Below are 20648 nucleotides of genomic sequence, written 5' to 3'. Positions count from 1 at the left end.
GCATGGCGGAGCTGCGCGGAGCGCTGATCGGCTGCGGCTTCTTTGCCGTCAACCAGATGCATGGCTGGCGCGACATCGAGGGTGTCGCGATCGTCGCCATCTGCGATCGCGACCCCGAGCGGCTGAAGATCGTCGGCGACCAGTTCGGCATTGCGAAGCGCTACACCGACGCGGCGGAAATGTTCGCTGGCGAGACGCTCGACTTCGTCGACATCGCCACCACCGCGCCAAGCCATCGGCCGCTGGTCGAGATGGCGGCCAGGCATCGCGTGCCGGTGATCTGCCAAAAGCCGTTCGCGCCGACGCTCGCCGACGCCAAGGCAATGGTGAAGGCGTGCACTGAGGCCGGCGTGCCGCTGATGGTGCACGAGAATTTTCGCTGGCAATCGCCGATCCAGGCGGTGCGCGCCGTAGTCGACAGCGGCGAGATCGGCACGCCCTTCTTCGGCCGCATCTCCTTCCGTTCGGCCTATGACGTGTTCTCCGGCCAGCCTTATCTGGCGACCGGCAAGCGCTTCATCATCGAGGATCTCGGCATCCACATCCTCGACATCGCCCGCTTCCTGTTGGGCGACGTGTCTGTCATCACCACGCGGACCGCGCGCATCAATCCCGCCATTGCCGGCGAGGATGTCGCCACCATGCTGATGGACCATGTCGGCGGCGCGACCTCGGTGGTCGACTGCAGCTACGCGACCAGGCTCGCCACCGAGCCGTTTCCGCAAACGCTGATCGAGATCGACGGCAGCGACGGCACGATCCGGCTGGCGCAGGGCTATCGGCTCACCGTTGCCGGCAAGAGCGGCACCGTGGTCAGCAATGTCTCGCCGCCATTGCTGCCTTGGGCGTCACGTCCCTGGCACAACATCCAGGAAAGCGTCGTCGCCATTCAACAGCACTGGGTCGACTGCCTGGCGAAGGGGATCGAGCCCGCAACCTCGGGTGCCGATAATCTCAGGACATTGGCGCTGGTCGAGGCCGCCTATGCCGGTGCCGAGAGCCGCGACCCGGTGTCACTCGAGAGTTTGCTGAGATGACGGCCGACGCCTTTCCGCTCTGCGGCACGCGCGCCGTCGAAGCCGAGCCGGTCAGGCTGAGGGCCGGTGCGCTCAGCGCCGACTTGGTCAACGGCAATCTACGCACCATCCGGCATGGCGACATCGAAGTGCTGCGCGCCATCGCCTATATCGTGCGCGACCGCGACTGGGGCACTTACGAGCCTGAACTGAGCGACCTAGTCATCGACCAGGGCGCTGATGCCTTCTCCGTCAGCTATTCGGCAAGCTGTGTGGGGTCGGGCGGAAGCCGGCTCGACTTCAGAGCCACCATCAAAGGCTCCGCCGACGGCACACTGGTGTTCGACGTCAGCGCCCTGCCCGAAAGCGATTTCGAGACCAACCGCTGCGGCTTCTGCATCCTGCATCCGATCGCCGGCCTGGCCGGCTGCCCGGTGACGGTCGAGCATACCGACGGCAGCGTGGTGGCGACAAAGCTTCCCGAACTGATCGACCCCTGGCAGCCTTTCAAGGATTTACGCGCCATCACCCATGAAGTCCGGCCCGGCGTCACCGCCGAATGCCGTATGGAAGGCGACACTTTCGAGATGGAGGACCAGCGCAACTGGTCGGACGCGTCCTACAAGACTTATGTCCGGCCGCTGGCGCTGCCATGGCCTTATGTGCTGCCCGCCGGACAATCCAACAGGCAGACAGTCAGCCTGCGCATCACCGGCGATAGCGCCCTGCCCGCCTCGGCGGCTGCCCCGCCGGTCCGCGTCGAGCTTGGCGAGGCCGGCGCGCGGCTGCCCGATATCGGGGTGATCATCTATCCGGACGAGGTCGAGACAGCGCTTGCCAACCTGCCAACGCTGGCCGAACTCGGCCCGCAGCAGCTGATCTTCCACTATGATCCGACGCGCGGTCACGGGCTCGCCGCCTTGCAATCCTTCGCCCGGCTAGCCGCCGCCTATCCGGCCGGGACAACGCTCGAATGCGTCGTTGCCTGCACAGGCGATCTCGATACCGAGCTCTCCGATGTCGCCGGCATGGTGCGCCAGGCCGGCTTGAAGCTTTCGGCCATCGCCGCCTCGCCTTCGGTCGACCGGCAGTCGACGCCGCCGGGCAGCGCCTGGCCCGAGTGTCCGCCGCTCGAAGGCGTCTATGCCGCGGCGCGGCGCGCCTTTCCCGGCATCCGCCTCGGCGGCGGCATGTTCAGCTATTTCACCGAGTTGAACCGCAAGCGCGTCCCGGCCGGCCAGCTCGATTTTGTCACCCATTGCACCTGCCCAATCGTGCATGCCGCCGACGATCTCAGCGTCATGCAGTCGCTGGAAGCGCTGCCCTTCATCACGAAATCGGCGCGGGCGATCTTCGGTGCAAAGCCATACCGCATCGGTCCGTCAACGATCGCCATGCGGCAGAACCCTTATGGCGGCGCGACCAAGGACAATCCCGGGGGGCAGCGCATCGCCATGGCCGACCGCGATCCGCGCCATGCCGGCCAGTTCGCGACGGCATGGACGATCGGCTATGCCGCACGTGTGGCGCCGGCCGGACTGGAACAGCTCACGCTGTCCGCCTTCACTGGACCGTTCGGTGTGCTGGCGGCGGCGGGCGAACCCGTCGCGGAAGGCAAACCCCGGCCGATCTTCGGGGCGATCAAGGGGCTATGCGGACTGGCCGGCCTTGCACATGTTGCGGCGAAAACGAGCGACGAGACCAAGGTGCTCGCGCTGGCCGGGCGCGCTGCGTCCGGCGAGACCGTGATGTGGCTGGCGAACCTGACGGCGGGCGACGTGACGGTTGATGGTTCCGTGCTTGGCCAAGGCCAGCTTGTGATGGCGCCTTACGCCATCACCCGGATCGGGTGAAATCAGCTGCCGGAATTCATGACATAGAGCGAACGCGAGCGTTCGAGATGCTTGATCATCGCCTTCTCGGCGCCATCGGCATCCCGCTTCTCGATGCGGTCGATGATCTCTTCGTGCTCGGTCAGCGTGAACTTTTCCTTGCCGGTCCAGATCAGCATTTCAGTGTGGTATTCCTTCAGCCAGCCCAGCATCGCTTCGCTGACGGCGACATAGATCGGGTTGCCGGATATGGCAGCGATCTGGGTATGGAACTTCATGTCGGCGGCGATGAAGGCCTCGGAATCGCCGCGCGCGCCGCGCTGCTCGGCTACCGTTGCCTTGAGCCGCAGCACATCCTCGGCGGTGGCCTTTTCGGCGGCTTCCTTGACCATGCCGCGCTCGAAGAAGATGCGCGCGTTCTTGAGGTGCTCCAGCGTGTCCTTCGACGACGACAGGATGATCTTGGCCGCGCCGTCGACCTGCCTGATGATCGACTTGGCGGTCAATTGCAGCACCTTGGCACGCTCGCCGTGCGAGATCGCGACCAGCCCCATATTGCTCAGCGCCTGCATCGCCTCGCGGATCGCCGGCCTGCCGACCTCGAAGCGCTCCATCAGCTCGCGCTCGGACGGCATGTCGTCGCCCGGCTGCAATTCGCCGCTGGTGATCAGGCGCTTCAGCCTGACAAAGACTTCGTCGGAAAGCTTGCGCCGGACGATCGGCTCCGAACGGTTCATCGTCGCGAATCACTCCCTTGACCGGTATCTATTTAGCATTGCCGCCATGATTCCCGGAATGCCCGCCGGGCGGGATATCGCTTGCAATACTTATGTACTCATTATACCAGATTTCGAAGATCAGGGAACCTTTTTCGAACTCCTCACGACCTGAGACAGCGGATCATGATCACCCTCACCTATCGCATCGAGACCTCGGGCAGCATCGAGGCATTGGCGGCCAAGATCGCCAGCGACCAGTCGACCGGCACTTTCGTTGCGCTGCCGGGCGAGACCGAGGAGTTGAAGGCGCGCGTGGCGGCGCGCGTGCTGGCGAGCCGCCACCTGTCCGAGGCGGAGCAGCCATCCATTCCCGAGGCAGGCGACGGGCCGTTCAAGCGCGCCGACGTCGACATCGCCTTCCCGTTCGACGCCATCGGCACCGACCTGTCAGCGCTGATGACAATCGCCATTGGCGGCACCTATTCGATCAGGGGTCTGTCCGGCATCCGCGTCGTCGACATGAAGCTGCCGGACGAATATCGCGGCGCGCATCCGGGCCCACAGTTCGGCGTCGCCGGCAGCCGCAAGCTGACCGGTGTCTCGGACCGTCCGATCATCGGCACCATCGTCAAGCCGGCACTGGGGCTGAGGCCGCACGAGACGGCCGAGATGGTGGGCGAGTTGATCGCCGCCGGCGTCGATTTCATCAAGGACGACGAGAAGCTGATGAGCCCGGCCTATTCACCGCTGGCTGAGCGGGTGAAGGCGATCATGCCGCTGATCCTCGACCATGAACAGAAGACCGGCAGGAAGGTGATGTATGCCTTCGGCATCTCGCATGCCGATCCCGACGAGATGATGCGCAATCATGATCTGGTGGCGAAGGCCGGCGGCAATTGCGCGGTGGTCAACATCAATTCGATCGGTTTTGGCGGCATGGCGTTCCTGAGGAAGCGCTCCAGCCTGGTGCTGCACGCCCACCGCAATGGTTGGGATATCCTGACCCGCCACCCCGGCCTTGGCATGGATTTCAAGGTCTGGCAGCAATTCTGGCGGCTGCTCGGCGTCGACCAGTTCCAGATCAACGGCATCGCCTCGAAATACTGGGAGCCGGACTGGTCCTTCGTCGAATCCTTCAAGGCGGTGACGACGCCGATCTTTTCGGCCGATGATTGCGCGCTGCCGGTGGCGGGGTCCGGCCAATGGGGCGGACAGGCGCCGGAGACCTACCGGCGGACCGGGCGGACGGTCGATCTGCTCTATCTCTGCGGCGGCGGCATTGTCAGCCATCCGGACGGGCCGGGGGCCGGCGTGCGCGCCGTGCAGCAGGCCTGGCAGGCGGCGGTCGACGGCATTCCGCTTGAGGATTTCGCCAAGAGCCATGTCGAGTTGGCACGCTCGATCGAGAAGTTCGGTGACGGCAAGGCGGCCTGAAATCATGCAAAGCCTGCTGCTCAGCTACTATGGCGACGACCTCACCGGCTCGACCGATGTGATGGAGGCGCTCGAACTCGGCGGCGTGCCAACCGTGCTGTTCATGCGCCAGCCGGACGCGGCACAGCTTGCGCGGTTCGCGCATTGCCGCGCCATTGGTCTCGCCGGCACCAGCCGCAGCGAGACGCCGCAATGGATGGAGACGCATCTGCGTGATGCCTTTGGCTGGCTGAAGACGCTGAATGCCGAGATCTGCCATTACAAGGTCTGCTCGACCTTCGATTCCAGCCCGACGATCGGCAGCATCGGCCGGGCAATCGAGATCGGCCGCGATGTGTTCAAGCAGGGCAGCGTGCCGTTGGTGGTCGGCGCACCGCAGCTCAAGCGCTACACCGCCTTCGGCCATCTGTTCGCCGCCTATCGCGACAAGTACTACCGCATCGACCGCCATCCGGTGATGAGCCGCCACCCGACGACGCCGATGGATGAATCCGACCTTTTGGTGCATCTGTCGCGGCAGACCGGGCTTGCCTCGGGATTGCTTGACCTGGCGACATTGCAGTCGGCCTCGCGGTCGCAAGCGTTCGATCGCCTGGTGGAAAATGGCGCGGCCATCGTGCTTGTCGACGTCGACAGCCGGGAGACCCAGGCGCTTGCCGGCAAGGAGATCTGGCGCACTCGCAAGACCGGCGGCTCCTTCGTCGCCGGCTCGTCCGGGATAGAGTATACGCTGCTCGCCGAATGGGCGTCGAATGACACCGTCGGGGCTATATCAAGCTTCGCGCCGCCGGGGGCCGCCGATCGCATCGCGGTCGTGTCGGGCAGTTGTTCGCCGACCACCGAAAGACAGATCCGCCATGCCCTGACCGACGGCTTCGACGGCGTCGAGGTCGATCCTGTCGAACTGGTCTCCGAGACTTCCGAACAGGCGATCGAGCGCGCGGCAGCAAGCGGCCGTGCCAGCCTGCAAGCCGGACGCAGCGTCGTCCTCTATACAGCGCTCGGCCCCGCCGCCGACCGGGGCGCCGAGATCGACCGGCAGGAGGGCGCGCGCCACAAGCTCGGCCGCGGCCTCGGCGCGCTGCTGCGCGACCTGACGATCCAGCAAGAGCTCACGCGCGTCGTCATCGCCGGCGGCGACACGTCGAGCCACGCGCTCGGCCAGATGGGGGTCGATGCGCTGACGGTCAGGATGCCGCTGCCGGCATCGCCGGGCTCGCCGCTGTGCGTCGCGCATTCGCGCATCGAGGCGATCGATGGGCTGGAGGTCGCGCTCAAGGGCGGGCAGGTCGGGACCGATCGCTATTTCTCAGCCATCCGCGACGGCCTCGGCGGTTGACAGCGGCGCCCTGCCCTTCCATACCAGCGACGTTAATGTTCTCAGGGCGGGGTGAAAGTCCCCACCGGCGGTAAAGGTTTCGGCCCAAGCCCGCGAGCGCTTCTCAGTTACGGGAAGGTCAGCAGATCCGGTGTGATTCCGGGGCCGACGGTATAGTCCGGATGGAAGAGAACGAGCGAAAGACGGACCGTCTCGACGGGCCGGATTCCGTATCGTGCGTCCTGATTCTGGTTCGAAACGGAAGGATGGACCCATGAATCTGCATTCCCACAAAAACTATGAAACTGTTCGCGTCGCCGTTGTTCGCGCGCGCTGGCATGCCGACATCGTCGACCAGTGCGTGCAAGCGTTCGAGGCGGAACTGGCGGTGCTCGGGGAGAACCGCTTTGCCGTCGATGTCTTCGACGTGCCGGGCGCCTACGAAATCCCGCTGCATGCCAAGACATTGGCCGCGACCGGTCGCTATGCCGCGATCCTCGGCACGGCCTTCGTCGTCAATGGCGGCATCTACCGGCATGAGTTCGTGGCGGGCGCCGTCATTGACGGCATGATGAACGTGCAATTGTCGACCGGCGTGCCGGTGCTTTCGGCGGTGCTCACGCCGCACAATTACCATGACAGCGCCGAGCACCATCGCTTCTTCTTCGAGCACTTCCAGGTCAAAGGAAAAGAGGCGGCCAGGGCCTGTGTCGAAATCCTCGCCGCGCGCGAACAGGTCGCGGCGTAAGATCCATTGCCGGGTGGAAATCCGGGTAGCACCCGGTAGTATCCCGGAAAATACCGAAGGCGGGAGGATGCCGGTGCAGACCAAGAAGATCATCAACGACGGCAACCGTTCCGTCGACGAGATGCTGGAAGGCGTCCTCGCCGCGCATCCGCGCCACCTCAAAAGTGCTGCCGGCAGCCCGCGCTCGATCATCGCCCGCGACGGACCGCGCGCCGGCAAGGTCGGCCTCGTCATCGGCGGCGGTTCGGGCCATGAGCCGACCTTTCTCGGCTTCGTCGGCAAGGGGCTGGCGGATGCGGCGGCAATCGGCAACGTCTTTGCCTCGCCGCCGCCGGACCCGATCCTCGAATGCGCCAAGGCGGTCAGCGGCGGCGCCGGCGTGCTGTTCATGTATGGCAACTATGCCGGCGACGTGATGAATTTCGACATGGCGGCAGAGATGGCAGCCATGGACGACATCGAGGTGCGCACGGTGCTGAGCACCGACGATGTCGCTTCGGCACCGCGCGACCAGCGGCAGAAACGGCGCGGCGTCGCCGGCAATTTCTTCATCTTCAAGGCAGCGGGTGCCGCCTGCGACCGGATGCTCTCCTTCGACGAATGCGAGCGCATCGCCCGCAAGGCCAACGACCACACCTTCACCATGGGCGTGGCGCTGTCGCCCTGCTCGCTGCCGCAGACCCGCCGGCCGAATTTCGAAATCGGGCCGGACGAGATGGAGATCGGCATGGGCATCCATGGCGAGCCGGGTATCGCACGCGGAAAACTGAAAACGGCCGACGAGATCACCGACGAGATGCTGGACAAGATCCTCGCCGAGATGGCCCCAGTGCGCGGCGACAAGGTCGCCGTGCTCGTCAATTCGCTCGGCTCGACGCCGCTGATGGAACTCTACATCATGAACCGCAGGCTCAGGCGGAGGCTCGACGACATCGGTGTCTCGGTGCACGCGACCTGGGTCGGCAATTACTGCACCTCGCTGGAGATGGCCGGCGCCTCGGTGACGCTGATGCATCTCGACGGCGAATTGCAGACCATGCTCGACCACCCTTGCGATTGCGCCATGTTCCGCGCCGGCTGAGAGCAGTTCCATGACAGCCATCGATACGGCCGGCCTGAAGACAATGTTCGATGAAATCGCGGTGGCGATCGAGGCCGACAAGGACCGGCTTTGTCAGCTCGACGGCGTCATCGGCGACGCCGACCATGGCATCGCCATGGCGCTCGGCTTCGGTGCGGTGCGCGATGTGCTGGCCGCGCTCGACCTTTCGGCGATCGAGCCTACGGCATTGCTCAACACCGCGGCGAAATCGTTCCTGAATGCCGTTGGCGCGTCGTCCGGCCCACTCTATGCCACGGCTTTCATGCGCGGTGCCGCCGCCGTCAAGGGCAAGGCGGCGCTGGCGGACGCGGATGTGGTCGCCATGTTGCAGGCGATGGCGCAAGGCATCAGGGATCGCGGCAAGGCCGAGCTCGGCGAAAAGACGATGGTCGATGCCTGGCAGCCGGCGGCCGAAGCGGCGGCCACCGCGCATGCCGCCGGCAGGACGCTGGCCGAAAGTCTTGACGCGGCGTTCGCCGCCGCTGAGCGCGGCGCCGAGGCGACCAAGGACATGATCGCCGCGAAGGGCCGCTCGTCGCGGCTCGGCGAGCGGTCGCTCGGGCACATGGATCCGGGCGCAGCGTCGGCTGTCACCGTCATCGGCGCGATGCGCAAAGGCCTGGCTTAGAGCGACGAATCAGCCTGCCGCTCTAGCTCTTTGTTTGAGAGTCGGAATTTGGGTCCGATACTCTAGCCTGCCTTGGCCGCATCAAGCTTGTCGATCGCCTGGACATTGCCGGCCGACAGGCCCTTTTCGTCGAACTCCGAGGCCAGCCAGGCATCGACGATCGCCTTGGCAAGTTCCGGACCGATGACGCGGGCGCCCATGGTGATGATCTGGGCGTTGTTGGATTTCGCCGCGCGTTCCGCCGAATAGGTGTCGTGGGTGAGCGCGGCGCGAATGCCCGGCACCTTGTTGGCCGAGATCGAAACACCGATGCCGGTGCCGCAAAACAGGATGCCGCGATCGTTCTCGCCATCGACGATCGTCTGGGCGAGTTTCTGCGACAGGTCGGCATAGTAGCCGGCCTGGCTGAGATCGCTCACGGTGAGGCCAGACTTGGTGGCGAGATGAGCTGCGATCACGTCGAGCAGCGGCTTGCCGGCGCTGTCGGCTCCAATGGCTATTTTCATGGTCGTGTCCTTCCTTGATTGAATGAGAATTCGATCGGTTCAGATCGCCGCCGAGGCGCGTTGGAGGATGTCGATGTAGCCTTCCGCCTGCCAGGCGGAACGGCCGATGAACAGGCCGTCGACATGCGGCTGGCCGATCAGTTCGGCGGCATTCTGGGGGTTGACGCTGCCGCCATAAAGCACCGGCGGTGTGGCAGGGATCAGCGCGGCGGCGACCTGCTTGATCAGCGCCTGCTGCCTGTCGGCGTAGTCGGAGCTGGCTGGAATGCCCTTGTCGCCGATTGCCCAGACCGGCTCGTAGGCAAACAGGATTTTTTCGCCCCTTGCCTCGCCTTCGAGGAATTGCAACGCGCCTTGCACCTGCGCGGTCAGCACGGCTTCGGCCCGCCCGCCTTCGCGCTCGGCAAGCGTCTCGCCGACGCAGATCAGCGGTATCAAACCATGCTTTACCGCCGCGGCGGTCTTGAGGCCGACGGCATGATCGGTTTCGCCGAAATGCTCGCGCCGCTCGCTATGGCCGAGCTCGACGAGGTCGAGCCCGCAATCGGTCAGCATCAGCGGCGAGATCTCGCCGGTCCAGGCGCCTGCGTCGTCCCAATGCATGTTCTGGGCACCGACCTTGATCCGCGTCGGCGACAGCGCCTGCTTGACCTCGCGCACCGCCGTGAAGGGTGGAATGACGAAGGGCTGGATACGATCGTCGAAGCCCGGCACGAAGCCGGCCAACGCTTTGGCGAAGGCAAGCGCCTCGGCCAGCGTCTTGTTCATCTTCCAGCTTGTACCGACCCAGTAAACCACGCGTATCCCTCTCAGTCCTTGTCGACAATCGTTACCGAAACACCGGCACCATCCAGCGCCTCGCGCATCGACGGCTCCAGTTCGCGACCGGTGAAGACGGTATCGAACGCCTTGAGATCGGTCAGGAAATGCAGCGCGGTGCGATCGAACTTGCCGTGATCGACCAGCAGATATTTGCGCGCCGCGGCGGCCATCATCAGCCGCTTGGTCTGGACCACTTCCTGGTCCTGATGGAAGGCGGAGGCGCCGTGGATGGCCGACGACGACAGGAATGCCACGTCGGCGCGCAGTGATTTCAACGTATCCTCGGCCAGCAGGCCGAAGAAGCCGTGAAACTTCTTGCTGTACTGGCCGCCAAGCGCGATCAGGGTGATGCCGCCAACGCCGGCCAGTTCCTGGATGACGGCCAGATTGTTGGAGATCACCGTCAGCGGGCGCAGATCGGCCAAATGTCCGGCAATACCGCCCGCCGTCGAGCCGTCGTCGATGATGACGGTCTGGCCCGGTTCGATCATCGCCACCGCGGCAGCGGCCAGGCGCTGCTTCTCCTCGCCCGCCTGTTTCTGACGGTAGCGGAAATCGCTCTCGAACAAGCCGCTCGGCTGGATCGAGGCGCCGCCGCGCACCTTGCGCAGGAAGCCGCTTTCCTCGAGCTCATCGAGGTCGCGATGGACAGTCATCTTCGACACGCTGAAACGCGAGGCAAGGTCGTCGACACTCGCCGTTCCCGCGTCCATCAGAAAATCCATGATGCCTTGCCGCCGGCTGTCGCTTTTCATTGCTGAGCCTATTTTTGCGAACCCTGGCTCGCCCTGAAACTTATCGTGGCCATGCCCAGATCCGATATTATTATAACAGAAAAAGTCGCACCTACACCAAAATTGTTGTGATAATGTTATATTTCTTTGGGATATTTTTCTGCCTTTGATCACTGTCCTGTAACAAGAATTGCTGCGGGCGGCGTGTCCAAAGGTTGCGGTTCGGTGGAAATCCGGCCAGAAGCATCAGCGGGCTGAACGACGACCGGACAGCCAGCAAACACGGGTTCGAAACCAGACACGGGAGACTATTGGGTGGCTCGCATCACACTGAGACAATTGCTCGACCATGCCGCCGAACACGGCTATGGCGTGCCGGCCTTCAACATGAACAACATGGAACAGGGCCTCGCCATCATGGAGGCCGCCGAGGAGACCAAGTCGCCGGTGATCCTGCAGGCGAGCCGCGGGGCGCGGGCCTATGCCAACGACGTGGTGCTGGCCAAGCTGATCGATGCGCTGGTCGAGATCCACCCCGACATCCCGGTCTGCATGCATCTCGACCATGGCAACAACGAAGCCACCTGCGTAACCGCGATCCAGTACGGTTTCACCTCGGTGATGATGGACGGCTCGCTCAAGGAAGACGGCAAGACGCCGGCCGACTACGGCTATAATTCCGGCATCACGCGCCGCGTCGTCGACATGGCGCATTGGGGCGGCGTGTCGGTGGAAGGCGAGATCGGCGTTCTCGGTTCGCTGGAGATGGGCGGCGGCGAGCAGGAGGACGGCCATGGCGTCGAAGGCGCCGTCAGCCACGACCAGCTCTTGACCGATCCGGAACAGGCGGTGGAATTCGTCAAGGACACGAATGTCGATGCGCTGGCCGTCGCCATGGGTACCAGCCACGGCGCTTATAAATTCTCGCGCAAGCCGGACGGCGCGGTTCTGGCCATGAACGTGATCGAGGAGATCCACCGTCGCCTGCCGAATATGCACCTGGTCATGCACGGCTCGTCCTCGGTGCCGGAAGAGCTGCAGGAGATCATCAACAAATATGGCGGCCAGATGAAGCCGACCTGGGGCGTGCCGGTCGAGGAAATCCAGCGCGGCATCAAGCACGGCGTGCGCAAGATCAACATCGACACCGACAACCGCATGGCGCTGACCGGCGCGATCCGCAAGGTGCTGACCGAGAACCCGAGCGAGTTCGATCCGCGCAAATATCTGACGCCGGCGATGGCGGCGATGCGGAAGCTGTGCAAGGAGCGCTTCGAGCAGTTCGGCACCGCCGGCAACGCGCCGAAGATCAAGCCGCTGCCGGTCTCGGAAATGGCCAAGCGCTACAAGTCGGGCAGCCTCGATCCGAAATTCGGCTGAGTCTCGTATGTGAGGTTCCCCCTCATCCGGCCGCTTCGCGTCCACCTTCTCCCCGCTGGGGAGAAGAGGCTTAGCGCCAACGCCGGCGATCTCCTCTCGCCTCGGGGAGAGGTCGGATTGCCCCGAATTGCCCTTCGCAATTCGGTTGGCAATCCGGGTGAGGGGGCACTTGCCCTGTCGTTCTACTCGGCTTGCGGCAGAATTGCCGCCCTGCCAGCGTCGATGAAAGGCGCCCAGTAGTCGACCGATTCACGGATCATGGCGACGACCTGGTGATCGACCGGCTCACGCTCGCGGAACGACAATTCGAGGCAGATCTCATTGTCGGTGCCGCCACCGCGCCGCATCGTCTCCAGGAATTTCTCCGGCGTGATGCGGCCATCCCTGTTGTAGGCGGCGGTGAAGGGCCAGTGGCCGCCCTTGTTCATCGATGACTGCTTGATGTGGATGATCGGCGACACCAGAGGAAACGCCTCGGCCCAGGCATAGGGATCGATGTCGGCGGGGTTGCTCGAGGTGACGTCGCCATGATCGATGTCGACCATCATCTTCAGCGGAATGGCCATGCCGGCGGCTTCGATCTCCCGATGCAGCGTCCGGCAGTTCTCGATCGTGTGGCCGAATTCGCGGCCGACCGACATCGGCTCCCAGAACAGATAGGTCAGTCCGGCCGCCTTCGCATGTTCGGCGACCTCGCGCCAGCATTCCATGGCGATGTCGAAAAGCCGGGCGCGGCGCCCGGCATCGTCATAGTCGCGGTGGGTGAAGATCGCGAACTGCGTGCCCATGCCGCTGGCGCCGAGCTCCGCCGAAATGTCGGCGAAGGTCTTGAACCAGTCGACATAGTAGCGGCGCACATCGGCGTCGGGATGGCCGAAATGATTGAGCCGGCCATAGGGGCCGGTCATCCCCGATGTCACGCGCACGCCGGTGCGGCCGAGCGCGGTGCGGAACAGCCGGATGAATTTTATGATCGTCGCCGCCGGCCAGCCGGGATTGACGAATTCATGCGTGAGCTGAACGTCCCTGATGCCGATGTCGTAAGCGATCGTGTCGATCAGATCGTCCGGGTCGGCAAAACGGTTGACCAGCGGATTGGTGTTGAGGGACAGCGTGAAGGTCATCAGCCTGCCTTTGCCAGCCGGCTCGCGCACCAATTCTCGAAGGCGTTTTTTTCCGCGGCCGACAGATGCAGGCCATGCTTGGTGCGCCGTTCCAGAATATCGGCCGATGTCAGCGCCCATTCGTGCTCGAACAGGTAATTGGCTTCGCGTTCGAAGAAATCCTTGCCGAAACGCCGTCCCAGATCGGCGAGCGCGCGCGCCGAACCGACCAGAACGCGCGTCCGTGTGCCGTAGAGCCGGCCATAGTGCTTGGTGAGGGATGCCGGCATCCAGGGATAGTCGCGACCGAGATCGCCGAGGAATTGTTCGAAATCGGCATTGGCGATGTCGCCGCCGGGCAGATGCCCTTTCGATGTCCAGGGCTTGCCCATCGCTGGAAAGAAGGGCGCGATACGGTCCAGCGCGTGTTCGGCCAGCTTGCGGAAAGTGGTGATCTTGCCGCCGAAGACCGAGAGCAGCGGCGCCTGCCCCGCCGAAGCGTCGAGCTCGAAGATGTAGTCACGGGTCACCGCGCTCGGATTGTCGGCGTTGTCGTCATAGAGCGGCCTGACCCCGGAAAACGAATGGACGACATCCTCGCGGGCAAGCCCGCGCTTGAAGTAGCGGTTGACGACCCTGATCAGATAATCGATCTCGCTGTTCTCGGCCTTGACGTCTTCCGGCCGTCCTTCGTAGGGAATGTCGGTCGTGCCGATCAAAGCGAGATCGTTCTGGTAGGGATTGATGAAGATCACCCGCTTGTCGCTGTTCTGGATGAGATAGGCCTGCCGCCCTTCCCAGAATTTCGGCACGACGATGTGGCTGCCCTTGACCAGGCGGACGTTGCGCCTGGAGTTCTGGCCGGCGACGCGGTTGATGACGTCGTTGACCCAGGGACCGGCGGCGTTGATCAGCGCCTTTGCCCGCACCGTGGTTTTGATACCGGTCCTACCGTCGCGCATCTCGACCGACCACAGGCCGTTTTCGCGACGAGCGGCGGTGCAAGCGGTCCGGGTCAGGATCCTCGCTCCCCGTTCGGCCGCGTCCAACGCATTGAGGAGGACGAGGCGGGCGTCGTCGACCCAGCAGTCGGAATACTCGAAGCCGCGCCTGAAGGCGTCCTCGATTGGCGCGCCTTCGGGCGCGGTGCGCAGGTTGAGCGTGCGGGTGGCCGGCAGCCGTTTGCGGCCGCCGAGATGGTCGTAGAGGAACAGGCCGAGCCGGACCAGCCAGGCCGGCCGGTCGTCGGGGCTGTGCGGCAGCACGAAGCGCATCGGCCAGATGATGTGCGGCGCCGATTCCAGCAGCACCTCACGCTCGATCAGCGCCTCGCGCACCAGGCGGAACTCGTAGTATTCGAGATAGCGCAGGCCGCCATGGACGAGCTTGCCGGAGCGCGAACTGGTGCCTTCGGCGAGATCATCCTTCTCGCAAAGGGTGACGGAGAGGCCGCGGCCGGCGGCGTCGCGCGCGATGCCGGCGCCGTTGACGCCGCCGCCGATGACGAAGAGGTCGACGATTTCGGTATCGCCGCTCATCTCACTGGGCCCTCGATGCGTAGCAAGTCCTTCATGGCTTCTGCGGCTTTCAGCACGGATTGACCGGCGGCAGACCGGCGAGGTAGCGGCGCACCTCCTCGGCGGCCTGCTCGGCGGCATAGGTGACGGTGCGCACCGAAGCGCCGGCGATGTGCGGCGTCAGGGTCACGTTCGGCAATTGCAGCAGCGGCCAGTCGGCAGGTACCGGCTCGACCGCGAAGGTTTCCAGCATGGCGCTGGCGATATGACCGGACACCAATGCCTCATAGAGCGCGTCATAGTCGACCAGGGGTCCGCGCGCGGTGTTGATGAAGATCACCCCCGGCTTCATCCTGGCGATGGTGCCCCTGTTGATCAGGCCACGGGTCTCTTCGGTCACCCGGGAATGCAGCGTCACCACGTCGGAGCGAGCGAGAAGATCGTCGAGCGCGACAAGCTCGACGCCGGCTTTGCGGTCGTCCGCGCTCAACTGCACATAGGGGTCGGAGACCAGGATATGGCAACCGAAGGCGCGCAGCAGGCGCACCAGCCTGGTGCCGATATTGCCGTAGCCGATGACGCCGACGGTCAATTCGTTGAGCTCGCGGCCGGTGCGGTCGGCGCGGTAGAGATCGCCGCGCCATTCCCCCTTGCGTAAGGCCTCGTGCCCGACCCGGATCAGCCGCGTCTCGGCAAGGATGGCGCCGATGGTGAACTCGGCCACAGCACTCGCATTGCGGCCGGGAACATTGACGACAGTGATGCCGTGCGCTTTGGCGGCGGCCATGTCGATGTTGATCGGACCGCCGCGCGACACTGCAACCAGCTTGAGGGCCGGCAAGCGCCGCATCATGGCCTCGGAGACCGGCGAGAGCTGAGTGACGAAGATTTCGGCATCGCCGATGAAATCCACCACCTCGTCCGGATCGCCAAAGTACTCCTTGACCTTGTCGAGGCCGAGGGCGGTATTGCCGAACTGCATCGGCTCGTCGGGCCAGGCGGTCTCAAGCGTGCGGATGTCGAGATGGTCGCCGCAGGCTTCCTCGATTTTCGCGCGGAATACTTCGGGAAGCATGAAACGGTCGCCAATGATCGCTATCTTGCGCATACTCGACTTCTCAACTCGTCACGTCGGTTTTGTCCTGGGCGCGGCCATCGAACGCCAGACCGGCCGCAGCGCCTCATGCGCCAATGTGTAGGATGGAACAAGCCGCTCGTAGATGGCGGCAAGTTTTTGGTCGCTCGGCTCGGCCGCGCCAAGCAGCGGGGTGACCCATTCGCCGACGCATTCATCCATCGATGCGTATTGGCCGACACACACCGCCGCGATCATGGCGGCGCCTGCGGCACCCGCCTCCTCGCGCTCGCTGGTGCGAATATCTGAGCCGATCGCAGCGCCCAGTATCTTGCGCAAGGCCGGACTTCTGGCCGCGCCGCCCGTCAAACGAACCTCCATGGGCAGCGGACCCATGGCGGCGTAGCAATCGCGGGCCGCGAAGGCCAGCCCCTCGAAAACGGCGCGGACCAGGTCGGCATAGCCATGCCGCGACGAAATGCCGACAAAGCCGGCCCTGGCATTGGCATCGACGAACGGGCCGCGCTCGCCTGCTTCCGACACATAGGGCTGATAGAGCAGCGAGGCCGGCTCCGCCGACGCTATCCATTTGTCGACCAGCGCGATCATCTCGCCATTGCTGCGCGTGATGCCTTGCGAGGCGAGAATGCCGGAGGCCAGACCAAGCACCCAATCGATGTTGAGCGTCGCCGCCATGTTCGACTGCATCTGCGCAAAGACGCCGGGCGCCGGCATCGTCATCGTGTAGCCGGTCGCCGCCTCGTTGAGCAGCACTTCGTCCGGCGTCCGCGCCAGCCGCATATGCATGCCGGTGGAGCCTATGATGGAGCAGCCGGGCTTGCGCTCGCGGTCGAGCAGGCCGGCGCCGAGCGCCGTGCAGACCACATCGACATAAGCGAGCACGACCGGCGTGCCGGCGATGAGGCCGGTGGCATCGGCCGCTGCCTGCGACAGGCCGGCGCTCTGCCTGGTTCCGTCGACGATCGGCGGCAGAAGATGCCTCAGATCGGTGACGCCGAGCACATCGAGCACCTCGTCGCTGTAACCGCGCGTGCGGAAGTCGCCGAAGGTGAAAGTCCCTTCCGACGGGTCGGTGGCCCGCTCGCCGGTCAGCTTGAAATAGAGCCAGTCCTTGCAGTGAAACGCCGTCGCCGCCTTGGCAAGCATTTCGGGCATGTTGCGCTTCATGAGGGCGAACTGCGATCCCTGCTGGCAGGCGGCGAGACCGCTGCCGGTCTTCTCAAAACGCAATCGATCCTCTGGTCGCGCGCGGATTTCCTCGACGACCCCCGCGGCGCGCGCGTCGAGCCACAGCCAGCCCTTGGCGACCGGCTCGCCCTTCCTGTCGATCAGCCAGGTGCCGTCGCCCTGCCCGGTCACTGCGATCGCGATCACCCGACTGGCGAGGTTTGGCACCTTGTCGGCGAGCTGGCGCAAGGTAGCAGCGGTATCGAGCCAGGTGCGCGCGAGATCCTGCTCGGCGCCGCCGCCCGGCAATGTCTCATATTTGTTCGGCAGCGCGGTGGCCGCGAGCTGTCGGCCCGCCGTATCGAAGGCGACGGATTTGATGACAGACGTGCCGGCGTCGATGCCGATCAGCACATCCCGCATCAGGCAAGCTCCATACCGTGCGAAATGGCCTTGCCGCTGACCTGGTCGAAGACGTGCAGGTTCTTCGGATCAATGCTGACATTGATCGGCGCGCCAAGCTCCAGGCGGGTCCGGTCATGCTCGACCAGCACCAGCGAGCCGCCGGCGAAATCGGCAGCGATATGCGTTTGGTCGCCGAGCCATTGATTGGCCGAGACGGTCGCCGGCACGCCGTCCTTCGAGCGGCGGACCGCATAGGGCCTGACGCCGATCACAACCCGCTCGCGGTTGAGCAGCTCATCACGTACGGGGGCGCTGAAAGCATCCTTGTTATAGTCAAGCGAGAGCCCGTCGGGGAGCCGCAGATTGATCTTGCCTGCAGTCGTGCCGACATAGGCTTCGAAGACATTCATCGGCGGTTCGCCGACGAAAGTGCCGGTGAACAGGTTCGCCGGCCGCTGCTTGATCCTGTCTGATGTATCGAACTGCTGCAGCACGCCGCCTTCCATGACCGCGATGCGATCGGCGAGCGCATTGGCCTCGGTCTGGTCGTGGGTGACCAGGATTGCGGTCAGACCGCGCTCCTTGATGAAATGCTTGATGCGGCCGCGCAGCACGGCGCGGAGCTGCGGCTCGAGCTGGCCCATCGGCTCGTCCAGGAGATGCAGGTCGGCCTCGCGGATCAGCGCCCGGCCAAGGCTGGCGCGCTGTTGCTGGCCGCCCGAGATGGAGCTTGGATAGCGCTCAAGGATGTCGTCGATCTCGAGCAATTTGGCGATGCTGGCGACCTTGGCGTCGACCTCGCTCTTCGGCAATCTGGCCGCCTTCAGCGCGAAAGCCATGTTCTCGCGCACGGTCAGCGGCGGATAGAGCGAATAGCCCTCGAACGCCATCGCCACATTGCGCTTGACCGGCGCCAGCCTGTGTACCTGGCGGCCGGCGACCGAGATCGTGCCGCGCGAGACCTCTTCGAAGCCGGCTATCATGCGCAATGTCGAGGTCTTGCCGCAGCCGGACGAGCCGAGCAGCGCGACGATCTCACCCTTGCCGATCTCCATCGTCAGGTTCTGGACGGCGTGCACGCCTCTGTCGATCGGGCCGTAGAATTTGTCGACGCCGGAAATGGTCAGTGCGCTGGCGCTCATGCCGCTTCTCCATTGCGCAAGCTGACGACGTTCTTCGAGCCTATCCGCTCGCCGCTTGCATGATCAAACAACAGCGCGCTTTTGCTGTCGACGGCGATATGGGCCTTGCCTTCGGTCTGGCCCGGCGTTCCGGCTGGACGCGACACCAGGATTTCGCGACCGCGCACGGTGCGCACCAGCGTGACGATCTTTTCGTTGAGCGGCGTCTCGGCTTCGACGGTCACGGGAATGGCGCCGGGCGCTCCTCCATCGACGAAGCTCAGCGCTTCCGGGCGCAACCCGATGACGCAGTCGCGGCCGACCGCCGTCTCGTAGGCAGCTGGCAGATGAACCTGGACATTCGACAGGCCGACATAGACGCCCTTGGCATCGCGCGACGGCTTGACGTCGAGCAGGTTGATGGTCGGATCACCGAACAGCCGCGCGATCTCGATGTTCGCCGGCTCACGATAGATCTGCTCGGGCGTGCCAAGTTGCTTGATGACACCTTGCGACATCACCGCGATGCGATCGCCGAGCGCCATCGCCTCCTTGTAGTCCTGGGTGACGTAGACGACCGTCGCGCCACGATCAGCCAGAAGCCGCGGCAGTTCGAGCCTCATCTCGAAGCGCAGTTTGGCATCGACGTTGCGCAAGGGATCGTCGAGCAGCAGTAGCGGCGGCGCGCCGACCAGGGCGCGGGCGAGCGCGGTACGCTGTTTCTGACCGTTGGACAGGGCGCGCGGCTTGTGACTGAGGACATGGCCGATCTTGAGCAGCTTGGCGACGCTCTCGACACCTGCCTTGATCGTCGATTGAGAGGAGTGCCTGGCCTCAAGCGGCGTCGCAATGTTGTCGAAGGCACTCATATGCGGAAACAGTGCAAAGTTCTGGAACGCCATGCCGACGCCACGGAACTCGGCATCGACATCGGTCATGTCCTCGCCGCCGATCAGGATATTGCCTTCGTCGGGATCGATGACGCCGGCGACCAGTCGCAGCAGCACGGTCTTGCCGGCTCCTGAAGGCCCGAACAGGACCAGCGTCTCGCCATCGGCGACGGTCAGCGACAGGTTGTCGAGGACGGTCTGGCTCTTGTAGCGCTTGACGATGTTTTTCAGTTCAAGGCTTGCCATCGGACTATCCTTTCACAGCGCCGAGCGACAGGCCTTCGACGAGATAGCGCTGCGCGTAGAGCGCGAGCGCCAGCGTCGGCGTGATCGACAGCACGATGGCCGCCGAGATCTGGCCATACTGGATGCCCGAAGAGGTGATGAAGGCAAGCGCCCCGACCGTCACCGGCTGCTTGTCGGCCGAGGCGAGCACGAGGGCGAAGACGAAATTGTTCCAGGCGAAGATGAAGGCGAGCAGGCCGGCGGCCGCGATACCGGGACCGGCGAGCGGCAGCGCGATCTTGCGGAAGGTGGCGAACCAGGAGTGGCCGGCAATGCGATAGGCGTATTCGATGTCGGCCGGAATGTCCTCGAAATAGCCACGCACGATCCACAGGATCAGCGGCAGGCAGATCAACTGATAGACCCAGATCAGTCCGATATAGGTGTTGGCGAGGCCCAGCTTCTGGAAATAGAGGGTGAGCGGCAACAGCACCAGAAGCGCCGGCGCGAAGCGGAACGACAATAGCGTGAAGGCGATGTCCTCAGAGCCACGGAACTTGTGCCGCGCAAAGGCGTAGGCCGCGGGAACGCCGAGCAGCAGCGCGACAGCGACCGAGGTGACCGACAGAAACACGGAATTCCAGAGGTTGCGCATGAAGGCGATATCGAGCGTGCCGGCCGCCGTCGTCAGCTTTCCGGTAATCAGAGCGGTATAGTTGGCGAGCGTCGGTTCGAAGACAAGCTGCGGCGGAATGCGCAGGATGGTCTCGTTGGTCTGGAACGACATCATGAAGATCCAGACGATCGGGAACATGAAGAAAATGACGACCAGCGTGAGTGCCGCGCCGCGCAGGAAGCGTTCGAGAAGCGAGGTGTGTTCCATCC

General features: G+C 64.3%; 19 protein-coding genes and 1 riboswitch. Of the genes, 8 read left to right on the top strand and 11 right to left on the bottom strand.

All coding sequences use genetic code 11. The features are described 5' to 3' along the window. Nucleotides 1–2 precede the first annotated feature (2 nt). The gene (locus MESS2_RS27015) at nucleotides 3–1037 is read left to right on the top strand and encodes a Gfo/Idh/MocA family protein (RefSeq protein WP_008877769.1); all 1035 of its coding nucleotides are present in this window, start codon (nucleotides 3–5) and stop codon (nucleotides 1035–1037) included. Beyond that, nucleotides 1034–2869: a D-apionate lactonase gene (gene apnL / locus MESS2_RS27010; protein ID WP_008877768.1), complete on the top strand. Its 1836-nt coding sequence runs from the start codon at nucleotides 1034–1036 to the stop codon at nucleotides 2867–2869. The genes MESS2_RS27015 and apnL overlap by 4 nt, the downstream gene beginning before the upstream one ends. A 2-nt stretch (nucleotides 2870–2871) precedes the next feature. Here apnL and MESS2_RS27005 read toward each other — a convergent pair whose 3' ends face one another. Beyond that, nucleotides 2872–3585: a transcriptional regulator NanR gene (locus MESS2_RS27005; RefSeq protein WP_008877767.1), complete on the bottom strand. Its 714-nt coding sequence runs from the start codon at nucleotides 3583–3585 to the stop codon at nucleotides 2872–2874. A gap of 165 nt (nucleotides 3586–3750) precedes the next feature. Between MESS2_RS27005 and oiaX the strand changes: the two genes are divergently transcribed. The 5 genes from oiaX (at nucleotide 3751) to dhaL (ending at nucleotide 8797) form a co-directional block, all read left to right on the top strand. Continuing rightward, entirely contained in the window at nucleotides 3751–5001 is a 1251-nt protein-coding gene (gene oiaX, locus MESS2_RS27000; protein ID WP_008877765.1) for a 3-oxo-isoapionate-4-phosphate decarboxylase OiaX, read from the top strand. A 4-nt stretch (nucleotides 5002–5005) separates the two neighbouring features. Next, nucleotides 5006–6340 carry a four-carbon acid sugar kinase family protein gene (locus tag MESS2_RS26995; protein WP_008877764.1) on the top strand — a complete coding sequence of 445 codons (1335 nt, stop codon included), beginning with the start codon at nucleotides 5006–5008 and terminating at the stop codon, nucleotides 6338–6340. 33 nt (nucleotides 6341–6373) lie between these two features. After that, nucleotides 6374–6517: riboswitch (FMN riboswitch) on the top strand. A 76-nt stretch (nucleotides 6518–6593) separates the two neighbouring features. Further along, nucleotides 6594–7067 carry a 6,7-dimethyl-8-ribityllumazine synthase gene (locus MESS2_RS26990; RefSeq protein ID WP_008877763.1) on the top strand — a complete coding sequence of 158 codons (474 nt, stop codon included), beginning with the start codon at nucleotides 6594–6596 and terminating at the stop codon, nucleotides 7065–7067. 73 nt (nucleotides 7068–7140) lie between these two features. Next, nucleotides 7141–8148 carry a dihydroxyacetone kinase subunit DhaK gene (locus tag MESS2_RS26985; protein WP_040594141.1) on the top strand — a complete coding sequence of 336 codons (1008 nt, stop codon included), beginning with the start codon at nucleotides 7141–7143 and terminating at the stop codon, nucleotides 8146–8148. 10 nt (nucleotides 8149–8158) lie between these two features. After that, on the top strand, nucleotides 8159–8797 hold the full coding sequence (dhaL, locus tag MESS2_RS26980) for a dihydroxyacetone kinase subunit DhaL (protein WP_008877761.1): 639 nt from the start codon (nucleotides 8159–8161) through the stop codon (nucleotides 8795–8797). Nucleotides 8798–8859: 62 nt separating this feature from the next. Here dhaL and derI read toward each other — a convergent pair whose 3' ends face one another. The 3 genes from derI to MESS2_RS26965 are packed head-to-tail and all read right to left on the bottom strand — an operon-like array spanning nucleotide 8860 to nucleotide 10880. After that, nucleotides 8860–9303, bottom strand: a complete 444-nt coding sequence (gene derI, locus MESS2_RS26975) for a D-erythrulose-4-phosphate isomerase (protein ID WP_008877760.1) — start codon at nucleotides 9301–9303, stop codon at nucleotides 8860–8862. Nucleotides 9304–9342: 39 nt separating this feature from the next. Beyond that, nucleotides 9343–10101: a triose-phosphate isomerase gene (locus tag MESS2_RS26970; protein WP_008877759.1), complete on the bottom strand. Its 759-nt coding sequence runs from the start codon at nucleotides 10099–10101 to the stop codon at nucleotides 9343–9345. 11 nt (nucleotides 10102–10112) lie between these two features. Next, the gene (locus MESS2_RS26965) at nucleotides 10113–10880 is read right to left on the bottom strand and encodes a DeoR/GlpR family DNA-binding transcription regulator (protein WP_008877758.1); all 768 of its coding nucleotides are present in this window, start codon (nucleotides 10878–10880) and stop codon (nucleotides 10113–10115) included. Nucleotides 10881–11174: 294 nt separating this feature from the next. Between MESS2_RS26965 and fba the strand changes: the two genes are divergently transcribed. Next, nucleotides 11175–12239: a class II fructose-bisphosphate aldolase gene (gene fba, locus MESS2_RS26960; protein ID WP_008877757.1), complete on the top strand. Its 1065-nt coding sequence runs from the start codon at nucleotides 11175–11177 to the stop codon at nucleotides 12237–12239. 182 nt (nucleotides 12240–12421) lie between these two features. On the opposite strand, the gene MESS2_RS26955 is transcribed toward fba, so the two are convergent. The 7 genes from MESS2_RS26955 to MESS2_RS26925 are packed head-to-tail and all read right to left on the bottom strand — an operon-like array spanning nucleotide 12422 to nucleotide 20646. Continuing rightward, a complete protein-coding gene (locus tag MESS2_RS26955; protein WP_040594140.1) occupies nucleotides 12422–13363 on the bottom strand; it encodes a sugar phosphate isomerase/epimerase family protein in 942 nt (313 codons plus the stop codon). Continuing rightward, a complete protein-coding gene (locus MESS2_RS26950) occupies nucleotides 13363–14880 on the bottom strand; it encodes a glycerol-3-phosphate dehydrogenase (RefSeq protein ID WP_008877755.1) in 1518 nt (505 codons plus the stop codon). The genes MESS2_RS26955 and MESS2_RS26950 overlap by 1 nt, the downstream gene beginning before the upstream one ends. Before the next feature lie 49 nt (nucleotides 14881–14929). Further along, nucleotides 14930–15967, bottom strand: a complete 1038-nt coding sequence (locus MESS2_RS26945) for a 2-hydroxyacid dehydrogenase (protein ID WP_008877754.1) — start codon at nucleotides 15965–15967, stop codon at nucleotides 14930–14932. Nucleotides 15968–15985: 18 nt separating this feature from the next. Continuing rightward, nucleotides 15986–17545 carry an FGGY-family carbohydrate kinase gene (locus tag MESS2_RS26940; protein ID WP_008877753.1) on the bottom strand — a complete coding sequence of 520 codons (1560 nt, stop codon included), beginning with the start codon at nucleotides 17543–17545 and terminating at the stop codon, nucleotides 15986–15988. Beyond that, a complete protein-coding gene (locus MESS2_RS26935; RefSeq protein WP_008877752.1) occupies nucleotides 17545–18669 on the bottom strand; it encodes an ABC transporter ATP-binding protein in 1125 nt (374 codons plus the stop codon). The genes MESS2_RS26940 and MESS2_RS26935 overlap by 1 nt, the downstream gene beginning before the upstream one ends. After that, nucleotides 18666–19784 (bottom strand): ABC transporter ATP-binding protein, encoded by a 1119-nt coding sequence (locus tag MESS2_RS26930; protein ID WP_008877751.1) that lies wholly within the window; start codon nucleotides 19782–19784, stop codon nucleotides 18666–18668. The genes MESS2_RS26935 and MESS2_RS26930 overlap by 4 nt, the downstream gene beginning before the upstream one ends. 4 nt (nucleotides 19785–19788) lie before the next feature. After that, on the bottom strand, nucleotides 19789–20646 hold the full coding sequence (locus tag MESS2_RS26925) for a carbohydrate ABC transporter permease (RefSeq protein WP_008877750.1): 858 nt from the start codon (nucleotides 20644–20646) through the stop codon (nucleotides 19789–19791). Between the last annotated feature and the right edge of the window lie 2 nt (nucleotides 20647–20648).

This window comes from Mesorhizobium metallidurans STM 2683 (assembly GCF_000350085.1).
GTDB lineage: Bacteria > Pseudomonadota > Alphaproteobacteria > Rhizobiales > Rhizobiaceae > Mesorhizobium > Mesorhizobium metallidurans.
The sequence above is the reverse complement of the archived record's forward strand: the minus strand, read 5'-3'. Positions and strand labels throughout refer to the sequence as shown.

Excerpts from the sequence above, each read along its gene's own strand:
- MESS2_RS27015 (WP_008877769.1), top strand. The coding sequence starts at position 3 with ATGGCGGAGCTGCGCGGAGCGCTGATCGGCTGCGGCTTCTTTGCCGTC.
- apnL (WP_008877768.1), top strand. The coding sequence starts at position 1,034 with ATGACGGCCGACGCCTTTCCGCTCTGCGGCACGCGCGCCGTCGAAGCC.
- MESS2_RS27005 (WP_008877767.1), bottom strand. The coding sequence starts at position 3,585 with ATGAACCGTTCGGAGCCGATCGTCCGGCGCAAGCTTTCCGACGAAGTC.
- oiaX (WP_008877765.1), top strand. The coding sequence starts at position 3,751 with ATGATCACCCTCACCTATCGCATCGAGACCTCGGGCAGCATCGAGGCA.
- MESS2_RS26995 (WP_008877764.1), top strand. The coding sequence starts at position 5,006 with ATGCAAAGCCTGCTGCTCAGCTACTATGGCGACGACCTCACCGGCTCG.
- MESS2_RS26990 (WP_008877763.1), top strand. The coding sequence starts at position 6,594 with ATGAATCTGCATTCCCACAAAAACTATGAAACTGTTCGCGTCGCCGTT.
- dhaL (WP_008877761.1), top strand. The coding sequence starts at position 8,159 with ATGACAGCCATCGATACGGCCGGCCTGAAGACAATGTTCGATGAAATC.
- derI (WP_008877760.1), bottom strand. The coding sequence starts at position 9,303 with ATGAAAATAGCCATTGGAGCCGACAGCGCCGGCAAGCCGCTGCTCGAC.
- MESS2_RS26965 (WP_008877758.1), bottom strand. The coding sequence starts at position 10,880 with ATGAAAAGCGACAGCCGGCGGCAAGGCATCATGGATTTTCTGATGGAC.
- MESS2_RS26955 (WP_040594140.1), bottom strand. The coding sequence starts at position 13,363 with ATGACCTTCACGCTGTCCCTCAACACCAATCCGCTGGTCAACCGTTTT.
- MESS2_RS26950 (WP_008877755.1), bottom strand. The coding sequence starts at position 14,880 with ATGAGCGGCGATACCGAAATCGTCGACCTCTTCGTCATCGGCGGCGGC.
- MESS2_RS26945 (WP_008877754.1), bottom strand. The coding sequence starts at position 15,967 with ATGCGCAAGATAGCGATCATTGGCGACCGTTTCATGCTTCCCGAAGTA.
- MESS2_RS26940 (WP_008877753.1), bottom strand. The coding sequence starts at position 17,545 with ATGCGGGATGTGCTGATCGGCATCGACGCCGGCACGTCTGTCATCAAA.
- MESS2_RS26935 (WP_008877752.1), bottom strand. The coding sequence starts at position 18,669 with ATGAGCGCCAGCGCACTGACCATTTCCGGCGTCGACAAATTCTACGGC.
- MESS2_RS26930 (WP_008877751.1), bottom strand. The coding sequence starts at position 19,784 with ATGGCAAGCCTTGAACTGAAAAACATCGTCAAGCGCTACAAGAGCCAG.
- MESS2_RS26925 (WP_008877750.1), bottom strand. The coding sequence starts at position 20,646 with ATGGAACACACCTCGCTTCTCGAACGCTTCCTGCGCGGCGCGGCACTC.